This window comes from Streptomyces sp. NPDC056480, assembly GCF_042795405.1.
Classification (GTDB): Bacteria; Actinomycetota; Actinomycetes; order Streptomycetales; family Streptomycetaceae; genus Streptomyces.
The window spans coordinates 1-17,170 of sequence record NZ_JBHTSA010000153.1 but is presented as its reverse complement, the minus strand read 5'-3'; the positions used below and the strand labels follow the sequence as shown (position 1 = coordinate 17,170).

General features: G+C 73.1%; 17 protein-coding genes. 6 read left to right on the top strand and 11 right to left on the bottom strand.

Annotated features, from left to right (window positions below; translation table 11 throughout):
- Window positions 1-231: 231 nt before the first annotated feature.
- Window positions 232-1,392 carry an alkaline phosphatase PhoX gene (locus ACFQ79_RS36690; protein ID WP_383591665.1) on the bottom strand — a complete coding sequence of 387 codons (1,161 nt, stop codon included), beginning with the start codon at window positions 1,390-1,392 and terminating at the stop codon, window positions 232-234.
- A gap of 215 nt (window positions 1,393-1,607) precedes the next feature.
- Between ACFQ79_RS36690 and ACFQ79_RS36685 the strand changes: the two genes are divergently transcribed.
- Complete coding sequence (locus ACFQ79_RS36685) at window positions 1,608-2,057, top strand: group III truncated hemoglobin (protein ID WP_383591662.1); 450 nt, start codon at window positions 1,608-1,610, stop codon at window positions 2,055-2,057.
- A gap of 135 nt (window positions 2,058-2,192) precedes the next feature.
- The gene (locus tag ACFQ79_RS36680; RefSeq protein WP_383591659.1) at window positions 2,193-2,606 is read left to right on the top strand and encodes a VOC family protein; all 414 of its coding nucleotides are present in this window, start codon (window positions 2,193-2,195) and stop codon (window positions 2,604-2,606) included.
- Between the two features lie 12 nt (window positions 2,607-2,618).
- Here ACFQ79_RS36680 and ACFQ79_RS36675 read toward each other — a convergent pair whose 3' ends face one another.
- The 6 genes from ACFQ79_RS36675 to ACFQ79_RS36650 form a co-directional block, all read right to left on the bottom strand.
- Window positions 2,619-3,380 (bottom strand): SDR family NAD(P)-dependent oxidoreductase, encoded by a 762-nt coding sequence (locus tag ACFQ79_RS36675; RefSeq protein WP_383591656.1) that lies wholly within the window; start codon window positions 3,378-3,380, stop codon window positions 2,619-2,621.
- A 27-nt stretch (window positions 3,381-3,407) separates the two neighbouring features.
- The gene (locus ACFQ79_RS36670) at window positions 3,408-4,814 is read right to left on the bottom strand and encodes an MFS transporter (RefSeq protein ID WP_383591653.1); all 1,407 of its coding nucleotides are present in this window, start codon (window positions 4,812-4,814) and stop codon (window positions 3,408-3,410) included.
- A 91-nt stretch (window positions 4,815-4,905) separates the two neighbouring features.
- Window positions 4,906-5,490, bottom strand: a complete 585-nt coding sequence (locus ACFQ79_RS36665; RefSeq protein WP_055598606.1) for a TetR/AcrR family transcriptional regulator — start codon at window positions 5,488-5,490, stop codon at window positions 4,906-4,908.
- A 37-nt stretch (window positions 5,491-5,527) separates the two neighbouring features.
- Window positions 5,528-5,890, bottom strand: coding sequence for a nitrite reductase small subunit NirD (nirD, locus tag ACFQ79_RS36660; RefSeq protein ID WP_383591650.1), 363 nt, complete (start codon window positions 5,888-5,890; stop codon window positions 5,528-5,530).
- Window positions 5,887-8,415: a nitrite reductase large subunit NirB gene (gene nirB, locus ACFQ79_RS36655; RefSeq protein WP_383591648.1), complete on the bottom strand. Its 2,529-nt coding sequence runs from the start codon at window positions 8,413-8,415 to the stop codon at window positions 5,887-5,889. Before nirB ends, nirD begins: the two co-directional genes overlap by 4 nt.
- Window positions 8,412-9,791: an NAD(P)/FAD-dependent oxidoreductase gene (locus ACFQ79_RS36650; protein ID WP_383591645.1), complete on the bottom strand. Its 1,380-nt coding sequence runs from the start codon at window positions 9,789-9,791 to the stop codon at window positions 8,412-8,414. The genes nirB and ACFQ79_RS36650 overlap by 4 nt, the downstream gene beginning before the upstream one ends.
- Window positions 9,792-9,999: 208 nt before the next feature.
- On the opposite strand from ACFQ79_RS36650, the gene ACFQ79_RS36645 reads away from it, so the two are divergent.
- Window positions 10,000-11,415, top strand: coding sequence for a ferric reductase-like transmembrane domain-containing protein (locus ACFQ79_RS36645; protein WP_383591642.1), 1,416 nt, complete (start codon window positions 10,000-10,002; stop codon window positions 11,413-11,415).
- Between the two features lie 257 nt (window positions 11,416-11,672).
- Complete coding sequence (locus tag ACFQ79_RS36640) at window positions 11,673-12,458, top strand: sulfite exporter TauE/SafE family protein (protein WP_383591639.1); 786 nt, start codon at window positions 11,673-11,675, stop codon at window positions 12,456-12,458.
- A gap of 15 nt (window positions 12,459-12,473) precedes the next feature.
- Here the strand turns inward: ACFQ79_RS36640 and ACFQ79_RS36635 are convergent, their stop codons facing one another.
- The 4 genes from ACFQ79_RS36635 to ACFQ79_RS36620 form a co-directional block, all read right to left on the bottom strand.
- Window positions 12,474-13,091, bottom strand: coding sequence for a class F sortase (locus tag ACFQ79_RS36635; RefSeq protein WP_383591636.1), 618 nt, complete (start codon window positions 13,089-13,091; stop codon window positions 12,474-12,476).
- Between the two features lie 79 nt (window positions 13,092-13,170).
- Window positions 13,171-13,677, bottom strand: a complete 507-nt coding sequence (locus ACFQ79_RS36630) for a hypothetical protein (protein WP_383591633.1) — start codon at window positions 13,675-13,677, stop codon at window positions 13,171-13,173.
- Between the two features lie 312 nt (window positions 13,678-13,989).
- The gene (locus ACFQ79_RS36625; RefSeq protein ID WP_383591630.1) at window positions 13,990-14,154 is read right to left on the bottom strand and encodes a hypothetical protein; all 165 of its coding nucleotides are present in this window, start codon (window positions 14,152-14,154) and stop codon (window positions 13,990-13,992) included.
- 105 nt (window positions 14,155-14,259) lie between these two features.
- Window positions 14,260-15,021, bottom strand: coding sequence for an aminotransferase class IV (locus ACFQ79_RS36620; protein WP_383591628.1), 762 nt, complete (start codon window positions 15,019-15,021; stop codon window positions 14,260-14,262).
- Window positions 15,022-15,113: 92 nt separating this feature from the next.
- On the opposite strand from ACFQ79_RS36620, the gene ACFQ79_RS36615 reads away from it, so the two are divergent.
- Window positions 15,114-15,770 (top strand): NADPH-dependent FMN reductase, encoded by a 657-nt coding sequence (locus ACFQ79_RS36615; RefSeq protein WP_383591625.1) that lies wholly within the window; start codon window positions 15,114-15,116, stop codon window positions 15,768-15,770.
- 12 nt (window positions 15,771-15,782) lie between these two features.
- The coding region (locus ACFQ79_RS36610; RefSeq protein ID WP_383591622.1) for an ABC transporter ATP-binding protein at window positions 15,783-17,170 on the top strand (1,388 nt) is incomplete at its 3' end.

The following is a 17,170-nucleotide window of genomic DNA, read 5'->3' as shown; positions in this document are numbered from 1 at the left end:
GCGACCTCCGATATATTCTCTGCTAGAGTCGTGGGCAGCGTCTTTTGTTTATAAGAGACCGGCCCTCCACCCCCTGCCGCGGTGGGGCCCCCCCCGGCGCGGCGCCCCCCAACGGACGGTGGATCTGCGGTGCTACGCGCGGAACGGGTCCGGCGTCACCTCGTAGGGACCGGGGCGGGTGCCGCGCGCGGGACGGGCCCCCACGTCACCTCGGGGGGCCCGAGGCCGGTGTCAGGCGCGGAACGGGCCCGTCACCTCGTACGTGATGCCGGCGGAGGAGCTGCCGCTCGTGCCGCGCTGGCTGGAGAAGTACAGCCGCTTGCCGTCGGGGGAGAAGGCGGGGCCGGTGATCTCCGAGGAGGACTGGCCGTTGATCCGCAGGAACGGGGCGACGACGTCGTCCGGGGTGATGACGCAGATCTCCATGTTGCCGCCGTCCTCGGCGATGAACAGGTCGCCGGAGGAGGAGCCCGTGACGTTGTCGACCCCGGTGAGCGGGGCGGCGCCGCTGGGCACGAGCGAGTCGTCGTACGCCAGCTCGTAGGTGTTGGTGGTGAGGTTGAGCTGCCAGAGGCGGTTGTCGCCCTTGGTGGTGAACCAGACGGTGTCGTTGGCGTAGTGGCAGCCCTCGCCGCCGTTGAACTTCTTCGAACCCGAGACCTGGCTGCGGGTCACGGTCGGGGAGCCGTCCGGGTCCGGCACGTTCTGCCAGGTGAAGGAGCCGGAGGTGGCGGTGCCCGCGACCAGCACCTGGAGGGTGCCGGCGGACAGGTTGCCCCAGGTGGTGGGGATGAAGCGGTAGAAGCAGCCGCTCGTCTCGTCCTCGGTCAGGTAGACGACCTTGCGGACCGGGTCGGCCGCGGCGGCCTCGTGCTTGAACCGGCCCATGGCGGCGCGGCGGACGGAGGCGTTCACCCCGTACGGGTCGGTCTCGTAGACGTACCCGAGGCTGACCTCCTCGCAGGAGAGCCAGGTGTTCCACGGGGTCTTGCCGCCCGCGCAGTTCTGACGGGTGTTGGACAGGATGCGGTACGCGCCGGTGACGGCGCCGGTCGAGCCGAACCGCACCGCGCTCGCGCCGCCGCTCGGGTTGATCTCCGAGTTGGACACGTAGATCCAGCCGGTGCCGTCGGCGAAGCAGGCGCCGCCGTCCGGGGCGCTGTGCCAGGTGTACGAGGTGCCGGGCACGGTCTGGCCCGACCGCGCGATGACCCGGCTGGTGAAGCCGGCGGGCAGCAGGATGCCGTTGGCGTCCGCCGCGCCGAGGGCGCCGTAGGGGCCGGCGCCGGGCTGCGCGGGGGCCGCGTAGGCGGCGCCGTGCATCAGGGTGCCACCGAAGGCCGCCGCCGACGTACCGATGACCGCTCCGCGCAGAAAACTGCGTCGCTCCACGTCTCACTCCTGAGAAGGGTGGTGAACCGCCCCGTCAGTCCGGTCGGCGACGGGGTCGCGCGCTTCCGGAAACTAGGAGTACGGAATTGACTGTGCATCAACAAGCGGTGAAGAGGAAGAGGCGGGTACCCGGCGGGGCCCCGCCGGGTGGAGTGCGCGGGGGGACGGGACGTTCGGCTCTACGGGGGGTCCCGCGCAGGGGGGACACTGGGGGCATGTGCGCCACCCGGGACATCAGCGGCCGAGCCGACCTCGACGTCGTGCTGCGCCGCTTCTACCGAGCCGCCTTCGCCGATCCGCTCATCGGGCCGTTCTTCACCGAGGTCGCCGGGACCGACCTCGAGGTCCATCTGCCGCGCATCACCGACTTCTGGGAGCGCGCCCTCTTCCGTACCGCCGGCTACGGGCGGGACGCCTTCGCGCCGCACGCCGCGCTCCACTCCGCCCGGCCCCTCACCGCCGCCCACTTCGGGCGCTGGGTGCAGCTCTGGCAGGCCACCGTCGACGGACTCCACACCGGGCCGCTGGCCGAGCGGGCCAAGGTGCAGGGCGAGCGGATCGCCCTCGCGATGCTGCGGCGGCTCGCCGGACCCGGGGCCGGGACGGCGGGCACGGGCGGCGGATTCGTACCGTTGGCGGCCCTTGAGCTGCGCTCCGCCGCCTGAGCGAAAAAGAATCCTCGGGAGAGCGATGAGTTACGGGCGGGACGCCCGTCCTACCTCTTGAAAGCGCCGGAGCGACCGGAGCGACCGGATCGACCGGCTCGACCGGAGCGACCGCAAGGGAAGAGAGAGCGCATCATGGCCCCGCAGATGATCTTCGTGAACCTGCCCGTCAAGAGTGTCGACGCCAGCAGGGCCTTCTTCGAGAAGCTCGGCTTCTCCCACAACCCGCAGTTCAGCGACGAGACGACCGCCTGTGTGGTCTTCAGCGACACGATCTTCGCGATGCTCCTCGAAGAGGAGAAGTTCAGGTCCTTCATGGCCCCCGGCAAGGAGATCTCCGACGCCACCAAGGCCACCGAGGTGCTGGTCACCCTGAGCGCCGAGAGCCGTGCGAAGTGCGACGAGCTCGCCGACGCCGCCCTCGCCGCCGGCGGCACCCCCGCGAAGGAGCCGATGGACATGGGCTTCATGTACGGCCGCTCCTTCACGGACCTGGACGGCCACCACTGGGAGGTCTTCTGGATGGACCCGGCGGCCGCCCAGGGCTGAGCCCCGCGCGCGTCAGGCGGAGACGCCGCCGTCGATCACCAGGTCCGTGCCGACGGCGGAGCCGGCCGCGTCCGACGCGAGGTACAGCACGGCCGCCGCGACCTCCGCGGCGGAGGAGATCCGGCCCAGCGGGGACTCCTGCTTCATCCGCACCTCCCGATCGGCCTCCGTCTCGCCGGGCCGCAGCGACATCGCGGACTCCGAGGCGCCGGGGCTGACCGCGTTGATCCGGACCCCGTCGGCGATGTGGTCCAGGGCCGCGGCCCTGGTCAGCGCCGACACGGCGGCCTTCGAGACCTGGTAGCCGAAGACCCCGGGGATCCGGACGTGCGGGCCCAGGTTCGACGCGATGTTCACGATCGCCCCGCCCCCGTGCGCCCGCATGTGCGCCACCTCGGCCTGCAGGGCGTGCAGCACCCCGGTGACGTTGATGTCGAGCAGCGTCTGCCAGTCGTCGAGGGGGAAGTCGGCGGCGCTGTGGCCGCCCCGGAAGACCCCCGCGTTGTTCACGGCCACGTCGAGACCGCCGTAGACCTCGACCGTACGCCGGACCAGCTCCCGTACGGACCCGGCGTCGGCCACATCGGCCGTGACGGCGGCGGCGGTGCCGCCGGCGGCCTCGATCAGACCGACCGTCCCCGCCAGGGGCTCGGCGGTGCGGCCGGCGACGACGACCTTCGCGCCCTCGGCGGCGAAGGCGAGCGCGATGGCCCGGCCGAGACCGGAACCGGCCCCGGTGACGAGGACGACGCGGTCGGTGAAGCGTGCGTTCATATGAGTCGACTCCCGTGTGAGTGCGTGCTACTTGACGCGGATCGTGAGGACGGCGAGCGCGGTGAAGAGGGCGGCGGCGGCCGCCAGGGACACCGCGTCCCCGCCGAGGGTGAGCAGGGCGGCGAAGACCACGGTCGGGCCGAGTTCCATCGCCGTGTTCAGGACGCCGCCGGCGAGGCCCGCCCGGTGCGCCGGGACGCCCTCGGTGGTCAGGACGGCGGCGGCGGAGAAGGACAGGGCGCCGCCGGCCGGCAGCAGGAGCAGGCCGGGGAGCAGCCCGTAGGCGTACGGCACCGAGGTGTCGAAACCGGTCGCGGCGAGCAGTCCGAGTCCGGCCGCCGCCGTTCCGAGCCCGGTCGCCGTCACGCGCCCGGGGCCGTACCGCCCGATCAGCGGGCCCGCCAGCCGCCCCGAGCCCAGCAGGGCCACCGCGAAGGGTACGAAGGCGGCGGAGGCCCGCAGTTCGTTCCAGCCGCGCTGCTGCTGGAAGGAGAGGGACAGCAGGATGAAGACGGTGGCCATGCCGGTCGCCGTGAGGCCGATCGCCGCCAGGCCCAGGATCCGGCGGCCGTCGCGCAGGAAGTCCGGGGGCAGCAGCGGGTCGGCGGTGCGCCGTTCGACCGCGCCGAAGGCGGCCAGCAGGACGAGACCGGCCAGGAGGGGGGCGAGGACCGGGGCGGAGCCCCACGCGTGGGCGTCGGTGAGGACGAGCCCGAGGCTGGCGAGGGTGATCCCGGCGGTGGCGAGCAGGGCGCCGGGGAGGTCGAGGGACCGGCTCTTCGGTACGTGGCCGCCTTCCGGCGCGGTCCCCGGCAGGACGCGCGGCGCCAGGAGCAGGGCCACGACGGCCACCGCCACCGGGACCGCGAACGTGCCGCGCCAGGAGGTGGCCGCCGCGATCACCCCCGAGAGCAGGTTCCCGGCGGTCGCGCCCAGCACGGAGAGGCCGCCCCAGGTGGCCATCGCCCTGCCGTACGCGGCGGGTGCGGGGAACAGGGACCGGAGCACCGCCATCGCCGCCGGGGCGACGAGCGCGGCGCCGACCCCCTGCCCGAACCGGGCGGCGAGCAGTGCCTCGTACCCGGGGGTGAGCGGGGCGAGGGCGGAGGCGGCGCCGAAGATCAGCAGTCCCGCGGCGAGGGTCCGACGCCCGCCGAAGCGGTCGGCGAGCCGTCCGCCGAAGAGGAGCAGCCCGGCGAAGGTCAGGCCGTACGCGGCGCTCAGCAGGATCAACTGGGCGCGTTCGAGCCGGAACTCGGTGCCGATGCGGGGGAGGGGCACGGCGAGGGAGGCGAGCGTGAAGATGAGGGTCATCTGCACGGCCGCGAGGAGCGCGAAGCCCCCGCGGGTGCGGCCCCCGGGCGGGTGGCTTCCGGGTGTGCGGCACCCGCCGGCGGCGCCCCCGGCGGACTCCCGCACCGTCGTCGATGACATTCCCGTCCCCCTTTACTTGACCGTACGTTCCAAAATGAGGCCCGAAGAAAGGGCGCCCCCCGTGGGCGCCCTTTCTTCGGGTGCGGTGGTCTCAGTCCAGCAGTCCCAGCGCCTGCTCCGCCGCGTCCCGGACCCTGGCCGGGTCGCTCGACGCCTTGCCGACCACCCGGATCCCCTGGAGCAGCACCAGGAGCATGCGTGCCAGGGCGCGCGGGTCCCGGTCGGCCGGGAGCTCGCCCCCGGCGCGGGCCCGGGTGAGCGCCCCGTACAGGAGCGTCTCGATCTGCTCCCAGCTGAGCTCGACACGGCGGGCCACCGCCGTGTCGTGCGGCCCGAGCTCCGCCGCCGAGTTGGTGACGAAACAGCCGTTCAGCCGCTCGTCGTCGGCCGACGCCTCGGCGGCGAAACGACGGACGAGCGCGCGGACGGCCGGCAGGGCCGGGCCCGGCGCGGACAGCTCCTCGACGATCCGCGGGTCGCGGGTCTCCAGGTAGCGGTCCATCGCCTTCAGGTACAGCGCGTGCTTGTTCCCGAAGGTCGCGTAGATGCTGGCCCGGCCAACGCCGAGGTGCTCCACGAGGTCCGACATCGTCGTCGCCTCGTAGCCGCGCGCCCAGAACAGGTCGAGGGCGGCCTGGAGCGCGGCGTCCGGATCGAATTCCTTGGTCCTGGCCACAGGAGGACCGTACGACTAACTGGAACGATCGGTCAAGTTACTTCGCCCGTACCGGATACACCGCCACCGCGACCTCGTCGTCGTCCAGGCACCGCCCCGTCTCCAGGTCGAAGCGCTGCTTCAGGAGCGGCGAGGCCACGAACGGCCGTCCGTCGGCCGAGCCGACGAGCCCGCGGGAGAGCACCTGCGCCCCCGTGAACGGGTCGCGGTTGTCGATCGCGTACGTCCGTCCCGAGCGGTCCCGGAAGACCGCCGCCTGCCGGCCGTCCGGCAGCAGCGCCGCCACGCCCCGGCCCGGGGTCAGCCGGGACTCCTCGCAGACCGTCACCCAGGAGCCGGGGTCGGGGCAGATCTCGAGCGTCGTCGTGGCGGGAGCCGTGGGCGTCGTGAGGGTCGTCATCGGGAGGAAGCCCCTTCCAGCGTGCTGTTCGTCCTGCCGAGCGTCAGGATCGTGAGGTCCGGCTTGATCTGGTCGCGCTCCGGAACGAACCGGACCGAGGGGTCCGGTGCCTCCGGTGCGTTCACGAAGGAGACGAAGCGCCGCAGCCGCTCCGGGTCGTCCAGGGTCTGCGCCCACTCGTCCTGGTAGTCGGCGACGTGCGCCGCCATCAGCGCCTCCAGCTCGTCGCAGAGCCCGAGCGAGTCGTGCACCACCACGTCCTTGAGGTGGTCGAGCCCGCCCTCCAGGCGCTCCAGCCAGGTCGACGTCCGCTCCAGGCGATCCGCCGTCCGGATGTAGAACATCAGGAACCGGTCGATCAGGCGCACCAGTTCGGCGTCGGAGAGGTCCTGGGCGAGCAGGTCCGCGTGGCGCGGGGTCGCGCCGCCGTTCCCGCCCACGTACAGGTTCCAGCCGTTGGCCGTCGCGATGATCCCGAAGTCCTTCGACTGCGCCTCGGCGCACTCGCGGGCGCAGCCGGAGACCGCCGACTTGAGCTTGTGCGGGGCGCGCAGGCCCCGGTAGCGCAGCTCCAGCCGGATCGCCATCCGCACCGAGTCCTGGACGCCGTACCGGCACCAGGTCTGCCCCACGCAGGACTTGATCGTGCGCAGCGCCTTGCCGTACGCGTGCCCCGACTCGAAGCCCGCGTCCACCAGCCGGGTCCAGATCGACGGGAGCTGGTCCACCCGGGCGCCGAAGAGGTCGATCCGCTGGCCGCCGGTGATCTTCGTGTAGAGGCCGAAGTCGCGGGCCACCTCGCCGATCACGATCAGCTTGTCCGGGGTGATCTCACCGCCGGGAATGCGCGGCACGACCGAATACGAGCCGTTGCGCTGCATGTTGGCGAGGAAGTGGTCGTTGGTGTCCTGGAGGGAGGCCTGCTCGCCGTCCAGGATGTAGCCGTTGTTGAGCGAGGCGAGGATCGATCCGACGGTCGGCTTGCACACCTCGCAGCCCTCCCCGCCGCGCGCCTCCTCCCGCCCGTGCGAGTCGAGCAGCGCGGCGAACGAGGTCACCCGCAGGGCGCGGGCGACCTCGTACAGCTCGCTCCGGCTGTACGAGAAGCAGCGGCAGAGCCCCCTGTCGGTGGGCGCCGGCAGCAGCTTCTCGATCACCTTCACGCAACTGCCGCAGCCCGTACCGGCCTTGGTGCACTTCTTCACCTCGGCGAGCGAGGAGCACGCGCCGATCGCGTGCTTCGTCACGTTGTGGCAGGAGCAGATCACCGCGTCGTCCGGCAGCGCCGAGGGCCCCAGCGCCACCGGCGCGCCCGCGCCCGCCGGAAGGACCAGCTGCTCGGGGGAGACCGGCGGCACGGTGCCGGTGAGCGGGCGGAGCAGGCCGTACTGCTCGGCGTCGCCGACCAGGACGCCGCCGAGGAGGACGCCGTCCCCGCTCACGACCAGCTTCTTGTAGACCCCCGAGCGGGAGTCGGAGTACACCACGTCGAGGCAGCCCTCGGCCGTGCCGTGCGCGTCGCCGAAGGACGCGACGTCCACGCCGAGCAGCTTCAGCTTCGTCGACATGTCGGCGCCGGTGAAGCCGTCGCCCGCCTCCTCCGCCAGCGTCGCCGCCACCGACTGCGCCATCTCGTAGCCCGGCGCCACCAGGCCGTACACCCGGCCGTCCGAGGCGAGCGCGCACTCGCCGATCGCGAAGACCGCCGGGTCGGACGTACGGCACTGCTCGTCGACCGCGATGCCGCCGCGCTCCCCGACGGTCAGGCCGCAGTCGCGGGCCAGCTGGTCCCGGGGCCGTACACCGGCCGAGAACACGACCATGTCCGTGGCCAGTTCGGAGCCGTCCGACAGCCTCATGCCCGTGACCGAGCCGTCCGTCGTCACGACCTCCTGCGTGCCCGTCCCCGTGTGGACGGTCAGACCCATCCGTTCGATCGTGCGCAGCAGCGCGGCGCCGCCGCCCTCGTCGACCTGCACCGGCATCAGCCGCGGCGCGAACTCCACGACGTGGGTGTCGAGTCCGAGACCCTTGAGCGCGCCGGCCGCCTCCAGGCCGAGCAGACCGCCGCCGACGACCGCGCCGGACGTCGCCGTCTTCGCGTACTCCTCGATGGCGAGGAGGTCCTCGATCGTCCGGTAGACGAAACAGCCGCGGGCGTCCTTGCCGGGGACGGGGGGCACGAAGGGGTACGAGCCGGTGGCGAGGACGAGCGCGTCGTACGCGAAGACCCGCCCGGAGCGGGCGGTGACCGTACGGGCCTCCCGGTCCACCGACTCCGCCGCGTCGCCCACGTGCAGCTCGATGCCGTGCCTCTCCATGAAGCCCGCCTCGACCATCGACAGGTCGTCCGGGGTCTTCCCGGAGAAGTACGAGGTCAACTGGACGCGGTCGTAGGCGGGTCGCGGCTCCTCGCAGAGGACGACGACCCTGGCCCGCTCGGTGACACCGCGGTCGGCGAGCGACTCCAGGAACCGCTGGCCGACCATTCCGTGGCCGACCAGGACGATGGTGGGGGTGGTCATGAGGAGCCTCCGTCGTGGGTGAGCAGGTGCAGCAGGGGGGCCTCGTCGGGCAGGGCCTCGTCGCCCTCCCAGGCCCGGGCGAGCGTGCCGACGGCGGCCAGATCGCCGAGGAGGACGCCACCGACGAGGCGGTCACCGCGGACGACGACCTTGCGGTAGGCGCGGCGGGTGGCGTCGGTGAGCTGGACGACGTCGTCGCCGGGTCGCGGGGTGGTTTCGCCGAAGGCGGCGAGGTCGAGGGGGTGGGCGCCGGTGAGCGTGAGACGGGTGAGGGCGCGGGTGCCGGTGTACCCGGCGGCGGGCGCGTCCGTCGCCGGGGCGGCGGCAGTGGGCACAACGGACGGCGCCCTTGCGGGTGCCTCCGCTCCTTGTGCCTGGACCCGCACCGGAAGCGCGTCGCCGTCGGGGTGCGGGTCGGTTACGGGGGCGGGTTGCGTTCCGACGGGGCGGCCGGCCGTCGAGGCGGACGTCTCGGCGAGCAGGACGGCCGTCAGGGCGTCCGCCTGGTCCAGGGCCGGGCCCGCCAGGCCGTAGACCCTGCCGTCGTGTTCCGCGCAGTCGCCGATCGCGTGGATGCGCGGGTCCGACGTCCGGAGTTCGTCGTCGACCACGATCCCCGTCGCCACCACGAGCCCCGCCTCCCGCGCCAGGGCCACCCGAGGGCGGACCCCGCACGCCAGGACCACGACCTGCGCGTCGAGCACGAAGCCGTCGGCCAGTTCGACCGCCGTCACCTCGCCGTCCCGCTGTCGCAGGCCGCTCACCCGGCACTCGGTGTGCACCTCGACCCCGAGGGACTCGACATGCTTCCGCAGCAAGTCGGATGCGGTCGGGTCCAGTTGGCGTTCCATCAGTCGCTCGCCCTGCTGGGTGAGCACCACCTCCGCGCCCAGCGCGGCCAGCGCCCGCGCCGCCGAGACGCCGAGGAGCCCGCCGCCGATGACCACCGCCCGCGCCCCGGGCCGTACCCGGCCGCGCAGCGCCAGGCAGTCGTCGAGGGTGCGGAAGGCGTGGACGCCCTCCGGCGGTTCAACGCCGCCCGCGCCACCCGGGCCGCGCAGTCCGCGCAGCGGCGGGAGCACCGGGTTGGAGCCGGTGGCCAGGACCAGGCGGTCGTAGCCGACGAGGGAACCGTCCGCGCACTCCACCGTCCGTGCCGCCCGGTCGATCCGCACCGCCCGCACCCCGAGCCGGGCCGGCTCGCGGGTCCCGGGCAGGGCGATCACCTCGGGGGCGTACCGCCCGGCGAGGACGTCGGCGAGCAGCACCCTGTTGTACGGGGCGTGCGGCTCCTCGCCGAGGAGGGTGACGGGCAGGCGCTGGGCGAGCCGGGCGCCCGCCGTTCCGCCCCCGACCACCACGATCCGTGTACTCATACCGGGAAGCGTGCGCGGCCGGTGTTACCCGACGGCATCCCGACTGTTTCCCGTACGGAACGCTGATCTCCGTCCCGGGCTCCGTCCGCTGTGAGGCCGGGCGGGGCGGCCGTCAGGATTAACCCGTGGTCAGGCTCGGCTCAAGCCAGGCTTAAGGATCGGGGGGAGGGAGCTGAGCTGCGGATTCCCGTATACGGGCGGACCTACTGTGCCGGATGTGACCACCGAGGCCAGCCATCCTCTCTACGTACCCCTCCACCCCCTGCGTGCCGAACCGGCCCCCGCGCCGCCGGCACCCGCCCCGCCCCTGCCCGCGCTGCGGCTCGCCCCCGAGCGCCTGCGGGCCGCGATCCTCGGCGGCGCCGGGGCCGTCGCCCTGCTCTGGGGCGTCCAGGCCCGGCCCTCCGCCCGCCTCGACGCCTTCTTCGCGTCCGGCGCGCACCTCACCGGTCTGCTCGCCGGGTACGGCGTCCTCGTCCTGCTGCTGCTCATGGCCCGCGTCCCGGCCGTCGAGCACGGTGTCGGCGCCGACCGGCTCGCCCGCTGGCACGCCCTCGGCGGCCGGTACGTCCTCGGCCTGATCGGCGCGCACGCGCTCCTCGCGCTCTGCGGTTACGCCGTGCACACCCGTACCGACCTCGTCACCGCCACCGGGGGCCTCCTGGGGTACGGGGCGATCGCCGCCGCCACCGCCGGCACCGTCCTCTTCGTCGCCGTCGGTGTCACCTCCGCCCGGGCCGTGCGGCGCCGGGTCCGGCACGAGGTCTGGCGGGCCGTCCACCTCGGCGGGCTGCTCGCCGCCGCCCTCGGCTTCGTCCACCAGCTCGCCGGACCCGACATCGCCGACAGCCTCCTCGTCCGCTGGCTCTGGTCGATGGCCCACGGGACCGTCGCGGTCCTCCTCCTCTGGTACCGGCTCGTCGTCCCCGTCCGTGCCGCCCTCCGTCACGAGCTGCGGGTCGTCGAGGTCCGCGACGAGGGCCCGGGCGTCGTCTCGGTGCTCGTCCGGGGCAGGGGAGTGGCCCGGCTGTGCGCCGAACCCGGCCAGTTCTTCCGCTGGCGCTTCCTGCGGCGGGGGCTCTGGGCGACCGCCCTGCCCTTCTCCCTCTCCGCGCCCGTCCGTGACGACACCCTGCGGATCACCGTCAAGGCGCTCGGCGACCACACCCGCCGCATCCGCCGGCTCCGTCCCGGCGTCCGGGTCCTCGCCTCGGGCCCCTTCGGGGCGCTCACCGCCCACCGCCGTACGCGCCGCAAGGTGCTGCTGCTCGCCGGAGGCGTCGGCATCACGCCGCTGCGCGCCCTGTTCGAGACGCTGCCCGGCGGGCCCGGCGACGTGACCCTCCTCTACCGGGCCTCCGACGCCGCCGGGGTCGTCCTGCGCGAGGAGCTGGAGGCCATCGCCCGCGAACGGCAGGCCGCCCTCCACTTCCTCCTGGGCCGCTCCGACGACGCGTTCGACCCCCTCGCGCCACGTGCCCTGCGCCATCTGGTGCCGGACCTCACCGCCCACGACGTCTACCTCTGCGGGCCGCCCGCCATGGCACGCGCCGCCACCGCCAACCTGATCCGGGCCGGGGTGCCGGCCTCCCGCATCCACAGCGAGGACTTCGACCATGCCTAGACACGGTGCTCCCCGGGTCCGTTCCGTCCCCCGCGTCCCCCGCGTCCCCGGCGTCCACTCCGTCGAGAAGGCCAGACGTCTGCTCGCCGCCGCCCTCCTGGGCGCCGGCGCGCTCGCCGGGACCCTCCTCACGGCGTCGGTCTCCCCGGCCGCGCCACCGGCCCCCGACCGCGGTCCGGGCGCCGCAAGCTCAGACGTAGCTCAACTCTCCAGAGATTGATGGACGGGGCAACGATCGGCTCCCTAGTCTCACGGGCATGCCCGAGATCTCACTGACCACCCTTGTCCTGCTGTGCCTCGCCGCGCTCGTGGCGGGCTGGATCGACGCGGTGGTCGGCGGCGGCGGGCTGCTCCTGCTGCCCGCCCTGCTGCTCGGGCTGCCGAACGTCCAGGCCGCGCACATCCTCGGCACCAACAAGGCCGTCGCGATCGTGGGCACCACCGGAGCCGCGATCACCTATGCCCGCAAGGCACCCGTGCGGGTCGGGACGGCGGTCCGCATCGGGCTCGCCGCCCTCGCGGGCTCCATGGCCGGCGCCTTCTTCGCGGCGGGCATCAGCAGCGACGTGCTGCGCCCGGTGATCATGGTCGTACTGCTCGCGGTGGCGGCCTTCGTGATGCTGCGGCCGTCGTTCGGCGCGAAGGCCGAGGGGGAGGAGCGGGCGCCGCTGACCCGGGCCCGTGTCGTCACCGCGATCGTCGTGGTCGGCGGCGGGATCGGCTTCTACGACGGCCTGTTCGGCCCCGGCACCGGCACCTTCCTGGTGCTCGCGCTGACCGCCGTGCTCCATCTCGACCTGGTGACCGCCTCGGCGACCGCGAAGATCGTCAACGTCTGCACCAACGCGGGCGCGCTCGCGATGTTCGCGTACCAGGGCAGCGTGTACTGGCAGCTCGCCGCCGTCATGGCGGTCTTCAACCTGATCGGCGGGACGGTCGGGGCGCGGATGGCGCTCAGCAAGGGCGCCGAGTTCGTGCGCGGGGTGCTGCTCGTGGTGGTGCTCTCGCTGGTCGCGAAGCTCGCCTTCGACCAGTGGGCCTGACGTTCACCGGGTCGGCTACCGCACCCCGATGAGGTGGCCGAAGGCGACCACGTTCCCCTGGTAGCCGTTCTTCTTCGAGAAGCCGCCGCCGCAGGTGATCACCCGGATCTCCGCGCGGTTCGCCTCGTCGTACACCTTCCGGTCCGGGAAGTCCTTGTTCCCGTAGACCTCGACCGCGTCGACCGTGAACACCGCGGTGCGTCCGTCCTGCCGGTCCACCTCGATCCGGTGGCCCTTCTTCAGGGCGCCGAGCGTGTAGAAGACGGCGGGTCCTTCGGCGTTGTCGACATGGCCCGCGACGATCGCCGTGCCCTTGGCGCCGGGCGCGGTGCCGTTCTCGTACCAGCCGGCCATGTTCCGGTTCTCGGCCGGCGGCACGTCGAGCGAACCGTTCGGGGCCAGGCCGAGCCGCATCATCGGGGTGTCCACATCGGTCTCGGGGATGCGCAGCCGGACCGGTGCCGAGGGCGGCAGCGGGTCGGCGGCGGCGTCGGTGTGCACGCTGGGCCCGGCGGCGAAGGCCTGCGCGGCCGACGGCACGGGCGGGGTGATCTGCTCAGAGCCGTTCTGGACGAGCCAGAGCCCGACGCAGGCGGCCGCGGCTATGCCCCAGCCCTTGCTCCTGTTGCCCACCTGGGCTCCCTGGGGTGTGGCCCTGCCCCCGCCGGGCCGTGATCGGGCGCTCCGGCGGGGGCAGGACAGGCGGATGGTCTCAGTGGCCCTGCGCGCCGCTCGCCCGGCGGCGCAGGAGCCAGACCCCGCCCACGGCAGCTGCGGCCAGCACCGCCGCGCCTGCCGTGACCTGGGCGGTGTCGGGGCCGACGCTGCCCCCGACACCGGTCTGGACGTGGCCGCTGGGACGGCGGTGCTTGACGGTCAGGTCGCCCCGGGCCGTCTTGCCGTTGTCGCAGGCCACGCTGATGCCGTACGTGCCGGCCTTGGCGTGCTCCGGTACGTGGAACTGGCCGACCACGACCTCCTTGTGCGTGCTCGGGCTCAGCTGGAACTCGCCCGCGCCGAGCGAGTTCGCGTCCCCGACGCCGCGGCCGTGCTTGCCGCAGGCGAGCGTGTTCACGGTGACGGTGGCGCCGGGTTCGGCATCGGAGGGGAAGATCTCGAGCCACTCGGAGTCGCCGGCGAATGCCGAGGGGACGGCGAGGGCTCCGATCGCGGCGACCGTCAGCGCGGTACCGGTGAACAGGCGGACAATGGTGCGCATGGGGGGCCTCCGGGGCGCGCGAGCGGTCGAGCGGGGCGGTCCTCCCGGGAGGGACTTCCCGGAACGGCCTTCTGTGACCGAGATAAGAGCCGCCGCGCGCGCCGCGCCTCCTGATGAGGCATCAGGATTGGGCCGTCCGATACGGTGTGTCGCCTGGATTTCCCATGTTTGCGCAGGTCAGAGCGCGTTTCGTTGTGTCAGCTGACGCTCCGTGCCGAACGGGTGACCAGGTGCCGCCCGGCAGGCGCCCACCGGACCCTCGTCAGCCCCCCCCCAGGCCCCTGATTCTTGTCAGACCCCGTCAGGCCCCCGTCAGCCCGGTGGTCGCCGCAAGTGCCCATTCGCCCGGTGGAGCACCCTGCTCTCCTCGGCCTCCTCCTCCTGGCCGATCACCGCCAGGACCTCCTCGGCCGCCTCCTGGGCGTCCTGCTCGATCAGGGCCGCCCGGCCCCGTGCGGCCGCCGCCCGGAGCGTCACGTGATGTCGGGGTGGGCACGTCGTCCCACCGCGCGGCGGGACGACGTACTTCGCGACCTGCCGATGACTCCCCCCGCGCCGATCCCCTGTCGACTCCGAGCCGTTCTACAACTCGTCCCACTCCACCGAGTCGTACGCCGAGTGCACCCGCTCCATCAGCCCCTCGTCCACCGCGAACGTCACCTCGTCGATCGCCGTCACGGCCGCGATGGAGCGGGAGTTGGTGACGAGCGCGGCCCGGTAGCCGGAGAGGTCGGCCAGGGTGACCGGGCGCCGGGCCGAGGGCAGGCGGGGCTCCAGGAGGGCCATGGTGATGCCTTCGAGGCAGGGCGCCGACGGCCAGACCAGGGAACTTCCGTCCCAGAAGGCGATGTTGGTGACGGCTCCCTCGGCGATCTCGCCGTACGGGGAGACCAGTGCGGCCTCGTCGTAGCCGGCGCGCTGGGCCGCCTCGCGGTGGTAGCTCTGGCCGAAGCCGCCGAGGTGCTTGATGTGCGGCGCGGGTCGCCAGTACTCGGCGGTCGTCAGGCGCTGCGGGGCGCCGAGGCCGTCCGGGGCGGGTGCGTCGACGGTCACCACGATGCGGACGTCCGGGTAGACGTACACCCGTACCGAGGCGTTCCGCTGCCCGGAGGTCTCCAGGGCGCCGCCGATCAGGGTGCGGACCCGCTTGCCGTCCAGCTCCCGGTCGAAGAGCTCGCGGGTCGAGCGGTCGAGTCGGGCGAGATGCAGGTCGAGGCCCTTCACGCGCCCGTCCCGCACCTGCATCGCCGTGAAGTGGCCGAAGCCGGACATGAGGGCGGCGAGCAGCCCGGGGTCGGCCGCGGGGGCGCCGTCGATCTCGATGTAGGGGGGCGGAGTCGTCATGCACTCACCGTACGTCCAGGGAAACGGCCTTGGGAAAGAGCCGTGGAACACCGCTTGACCTCAACCAAACTTGAGGTACCACGATCATCCGCATGGACATCACGAACGCCTCCACGGACACCGTCTCCCCCCCCCCCGCCGCGACTCCCGCCGCCGCGGAGGCCGCCCCCGCCGCCCCCCTCACCCTCGCCCTCGTCGTCGCCAGTGACCGCCAGGGCCGCTTCGCCCCCGTCGTCACCGACTGGTTCCGCTCCCGGCTCGCCGAGCGCGAGGACTTCACCGTCACCGTCGTCGACCTCGCCGAGATCGACCTCCCCACCTCCCTCTCGTACGACCCCTCCCCGGCCGTCCGTGCCGAACTCGCCAAGGTCACACCGGTGTTGGAGGCCGCCGACGCGTACGTCGTCATCACCCCCGAGTACAACCACTCCTTCCCCGCCGCCCTCAAGAACCTGATCGACCGGCACTACACCGAATGGCAGGCCAAGCCTGTCGGCTTCGTCTCCTACGGCGGCATCTCCGGCGGCCTGCGCGCCGTCGAGCAGCTCCGCCAGGTGTACGCCGAGATGCACGCGGTCACCGTCCGCGACACCGTCTCCTTCCACCACGCCCACGGGCTGTTCGACGAGGACGGGCGGCACAAGGACCCCGCCCCCGCGGAGGGCGCCGCCAAGGCCCTCCTCGACCAGCTCGGCTGGTGGGGACGCGCCCTCAAGGACGCCAAGTCCGTCCGCCCGTACGGCGCGTGAGGAATCGACATCATGCTGCTGCGACTCCTCGCGCCCCGCCTCAGGCCGTACCGGTCCCTCCTCGCCCTCCTCGTCGCCCTCCAGCTCGCCCAGTCCCTCGCCTCCCTCGCGCTGCCCGCCCTCAACGCCGGCGTCATCGACCAGGGCGTCCTGCGCGGCGACACCGACCGCGTCCTCAGCGGCGGCGCCGCGATGGCCGCCGTCACCCTCCTCCAGGCGGCGGCCGCGGCCGCCGCCACCTACACCGGCGCCCGGATCGCCATGGGCGTCGCCCGCGACCTGCGCTCCGAGGTCTTCCGCCGCGTCCAGGAGTTCTCCGCGCGGGAGCGGGGCCGCTTCGGCGCCGCCTCCCTGATCACCCGGACGACCAACGACGTCCAGCAGATCCAGACGTTCACCGTCCTCGTCCTGACCATGCTGGTCGCCGCGCCGCTCCTCTGCATCGGCGGCATCGCCATGGCCCTGCGCCAGGACGTGCCGCTCGCCCTGGTGCTGCTGCTCTTCGTGCCGGTGATGACCGGGGCCGTCGGCGCCGTCGTCCTGCGGATGCGGCCGCTCTTCAAGGGCATGCAGGAGCGGATCGACCGCGCCAACCGGGTGCTGCGCGAGCAGATCACCGGCGTCCGGGTGGTCCGCGCCTTCGTCCGCGACCGGCACGAGCGGGAACGGTTCGCCGCCGCCAACGACGAACTCCGCTCCGTCGGCCTCCGGGCCGGCCGGCTCCAGGCCCTGATGTTCCCGACGGTCCTCATCGTCTGGGAACTGACCACCGTCGCCCTCGTGTACGTCGGCGCCCACCGCATCGACTCCGGCGCACTCCAGCCGGGTGGGCTCGTCGCCTTCCTCGGCTATCTCCTCCAGATCTCGATGTCCGTGATGATGGTCGTCTTCCTCTTCATGCACATGCCCCGGGCCGAGGCGAGCGCCGTCCGTGTCCGCGAGGTGCTCGACACCCGCTCGTCCGTCGCCCCGCCCGCCTTCCCGGTCCGTACCTCGGACGACCGGGGTCATCTGGAGGTGCGCGGTGCGGACTTCCGGTACCCGGGTGCGGAGGAGCCGGTCCTCAGGGACGTCGGGCTCGAAGCCCGGCCGGGCGAGACGACCGCGATCATCGGCTCCACCGGCAGCGGCAAGTCGACCCTCCTCGGACTCGTCCCCCGGCTCTTCGACGCCACCGGCGGCGAAGTCCTCGTCGACGGCGTCGACGTCCGCGCACTCGACCCCGGCCTCATGGCCAGGACCGTGGGACTCGTCCCCCAGAAGCCCTACCTCTTCTCCGGCACCGTCGCCACCAACCTCCGCTACGGCAAACCCGACGCCACCGACGAAGAACTCTGGCACGCCCTCGAAGTCGCCCAGGCCGCCGACTTCGTCCGGAACCTCGAGGCCGGCCTCGACGC

Excerpts from the sequence above, each read along its gene's own strand:
- ACFQ79_RS36630 (WP_383591633.1), bottom strand. The coding sequence starts at position 13,677 with ATGCGCACCATTGTCCGCCTGTTCACCGGTACCGCGCTGACGGTCGCC.
- nirB (WP_383591648.1), bottom strand. The coding sequence starts at position 8,415 with ATGACCACCCCCACCATCGTCCTGGTCGGCCACGGAATGGTCGGCCAG.
- ACFQ79_RS36675 (WP_383591656.1), bottom strand. The coding sequence starts at position 3,380 with ATGAACGCACGCTTCACCGACCGCGTCGTCCTCGTCACCGGGGCCGGT.
- ACFQ79_RS36685 (WP_383591662.1), top strand. The coding sequence starts at position 1,608 with ATGTGCGCCACCCGGGACATCAGCGGCCGAGCCGACCTCGACGTCGTG.
- ACFQ79_RS36615 (WP_383591625.1), top strand. The coding sequence starts at position 15,114 with ATGGACATCACGAACGCCTCCACGGACACCGTCTCCCCCCCCCCCGCC.
- ACFQ79_RS36620 (WP_383591628.1), bottom strand. The coding sequence starts at position 15,021 with ATGACGACTCCGCCCCCCTACATCGAGATCGACGGCGCCCCCGCGGCC.
- nirD (WP_383591650.1), bottom strand. The coding sequence starts at position 5,890 with ATGACGACCCTCACGACGCCCACGGCTCCCGCCACGACGACGCTCGAG.
- ACFQ79_RS36650 (WP_383591645.1), bottom strand. The coding sequence starts at position 9,791 with ATGAGTACACGGATCGTGGTGGTCGGGGGCGGAACGGCGGGCGCCCGG.
- ACFQ79_RS36680 (WP_383591659.1), top strand. The coding sequence starts at position 2,193 with ATGGCCCCGCAGATGATCTTCGTGAACCTGCCCGTCAAGAGTGTCGAC.
- ACFQ79_RS36670 (WP_383591653.1), bottom strand. The coding sequence starts at position 4,814 with ATGTCATCGACGACGGTGCGGGAGTCCGCCGGGGGCGCCGCCGGCGGG.
- ACFQ79_RS36640 (WP_383591639.1), top strand. The coding sequence starts at position 11,673 with ATGCCCGAGATCTCACTGACCACCCTTGTCCTGCTGTGCCTCGCCGCG.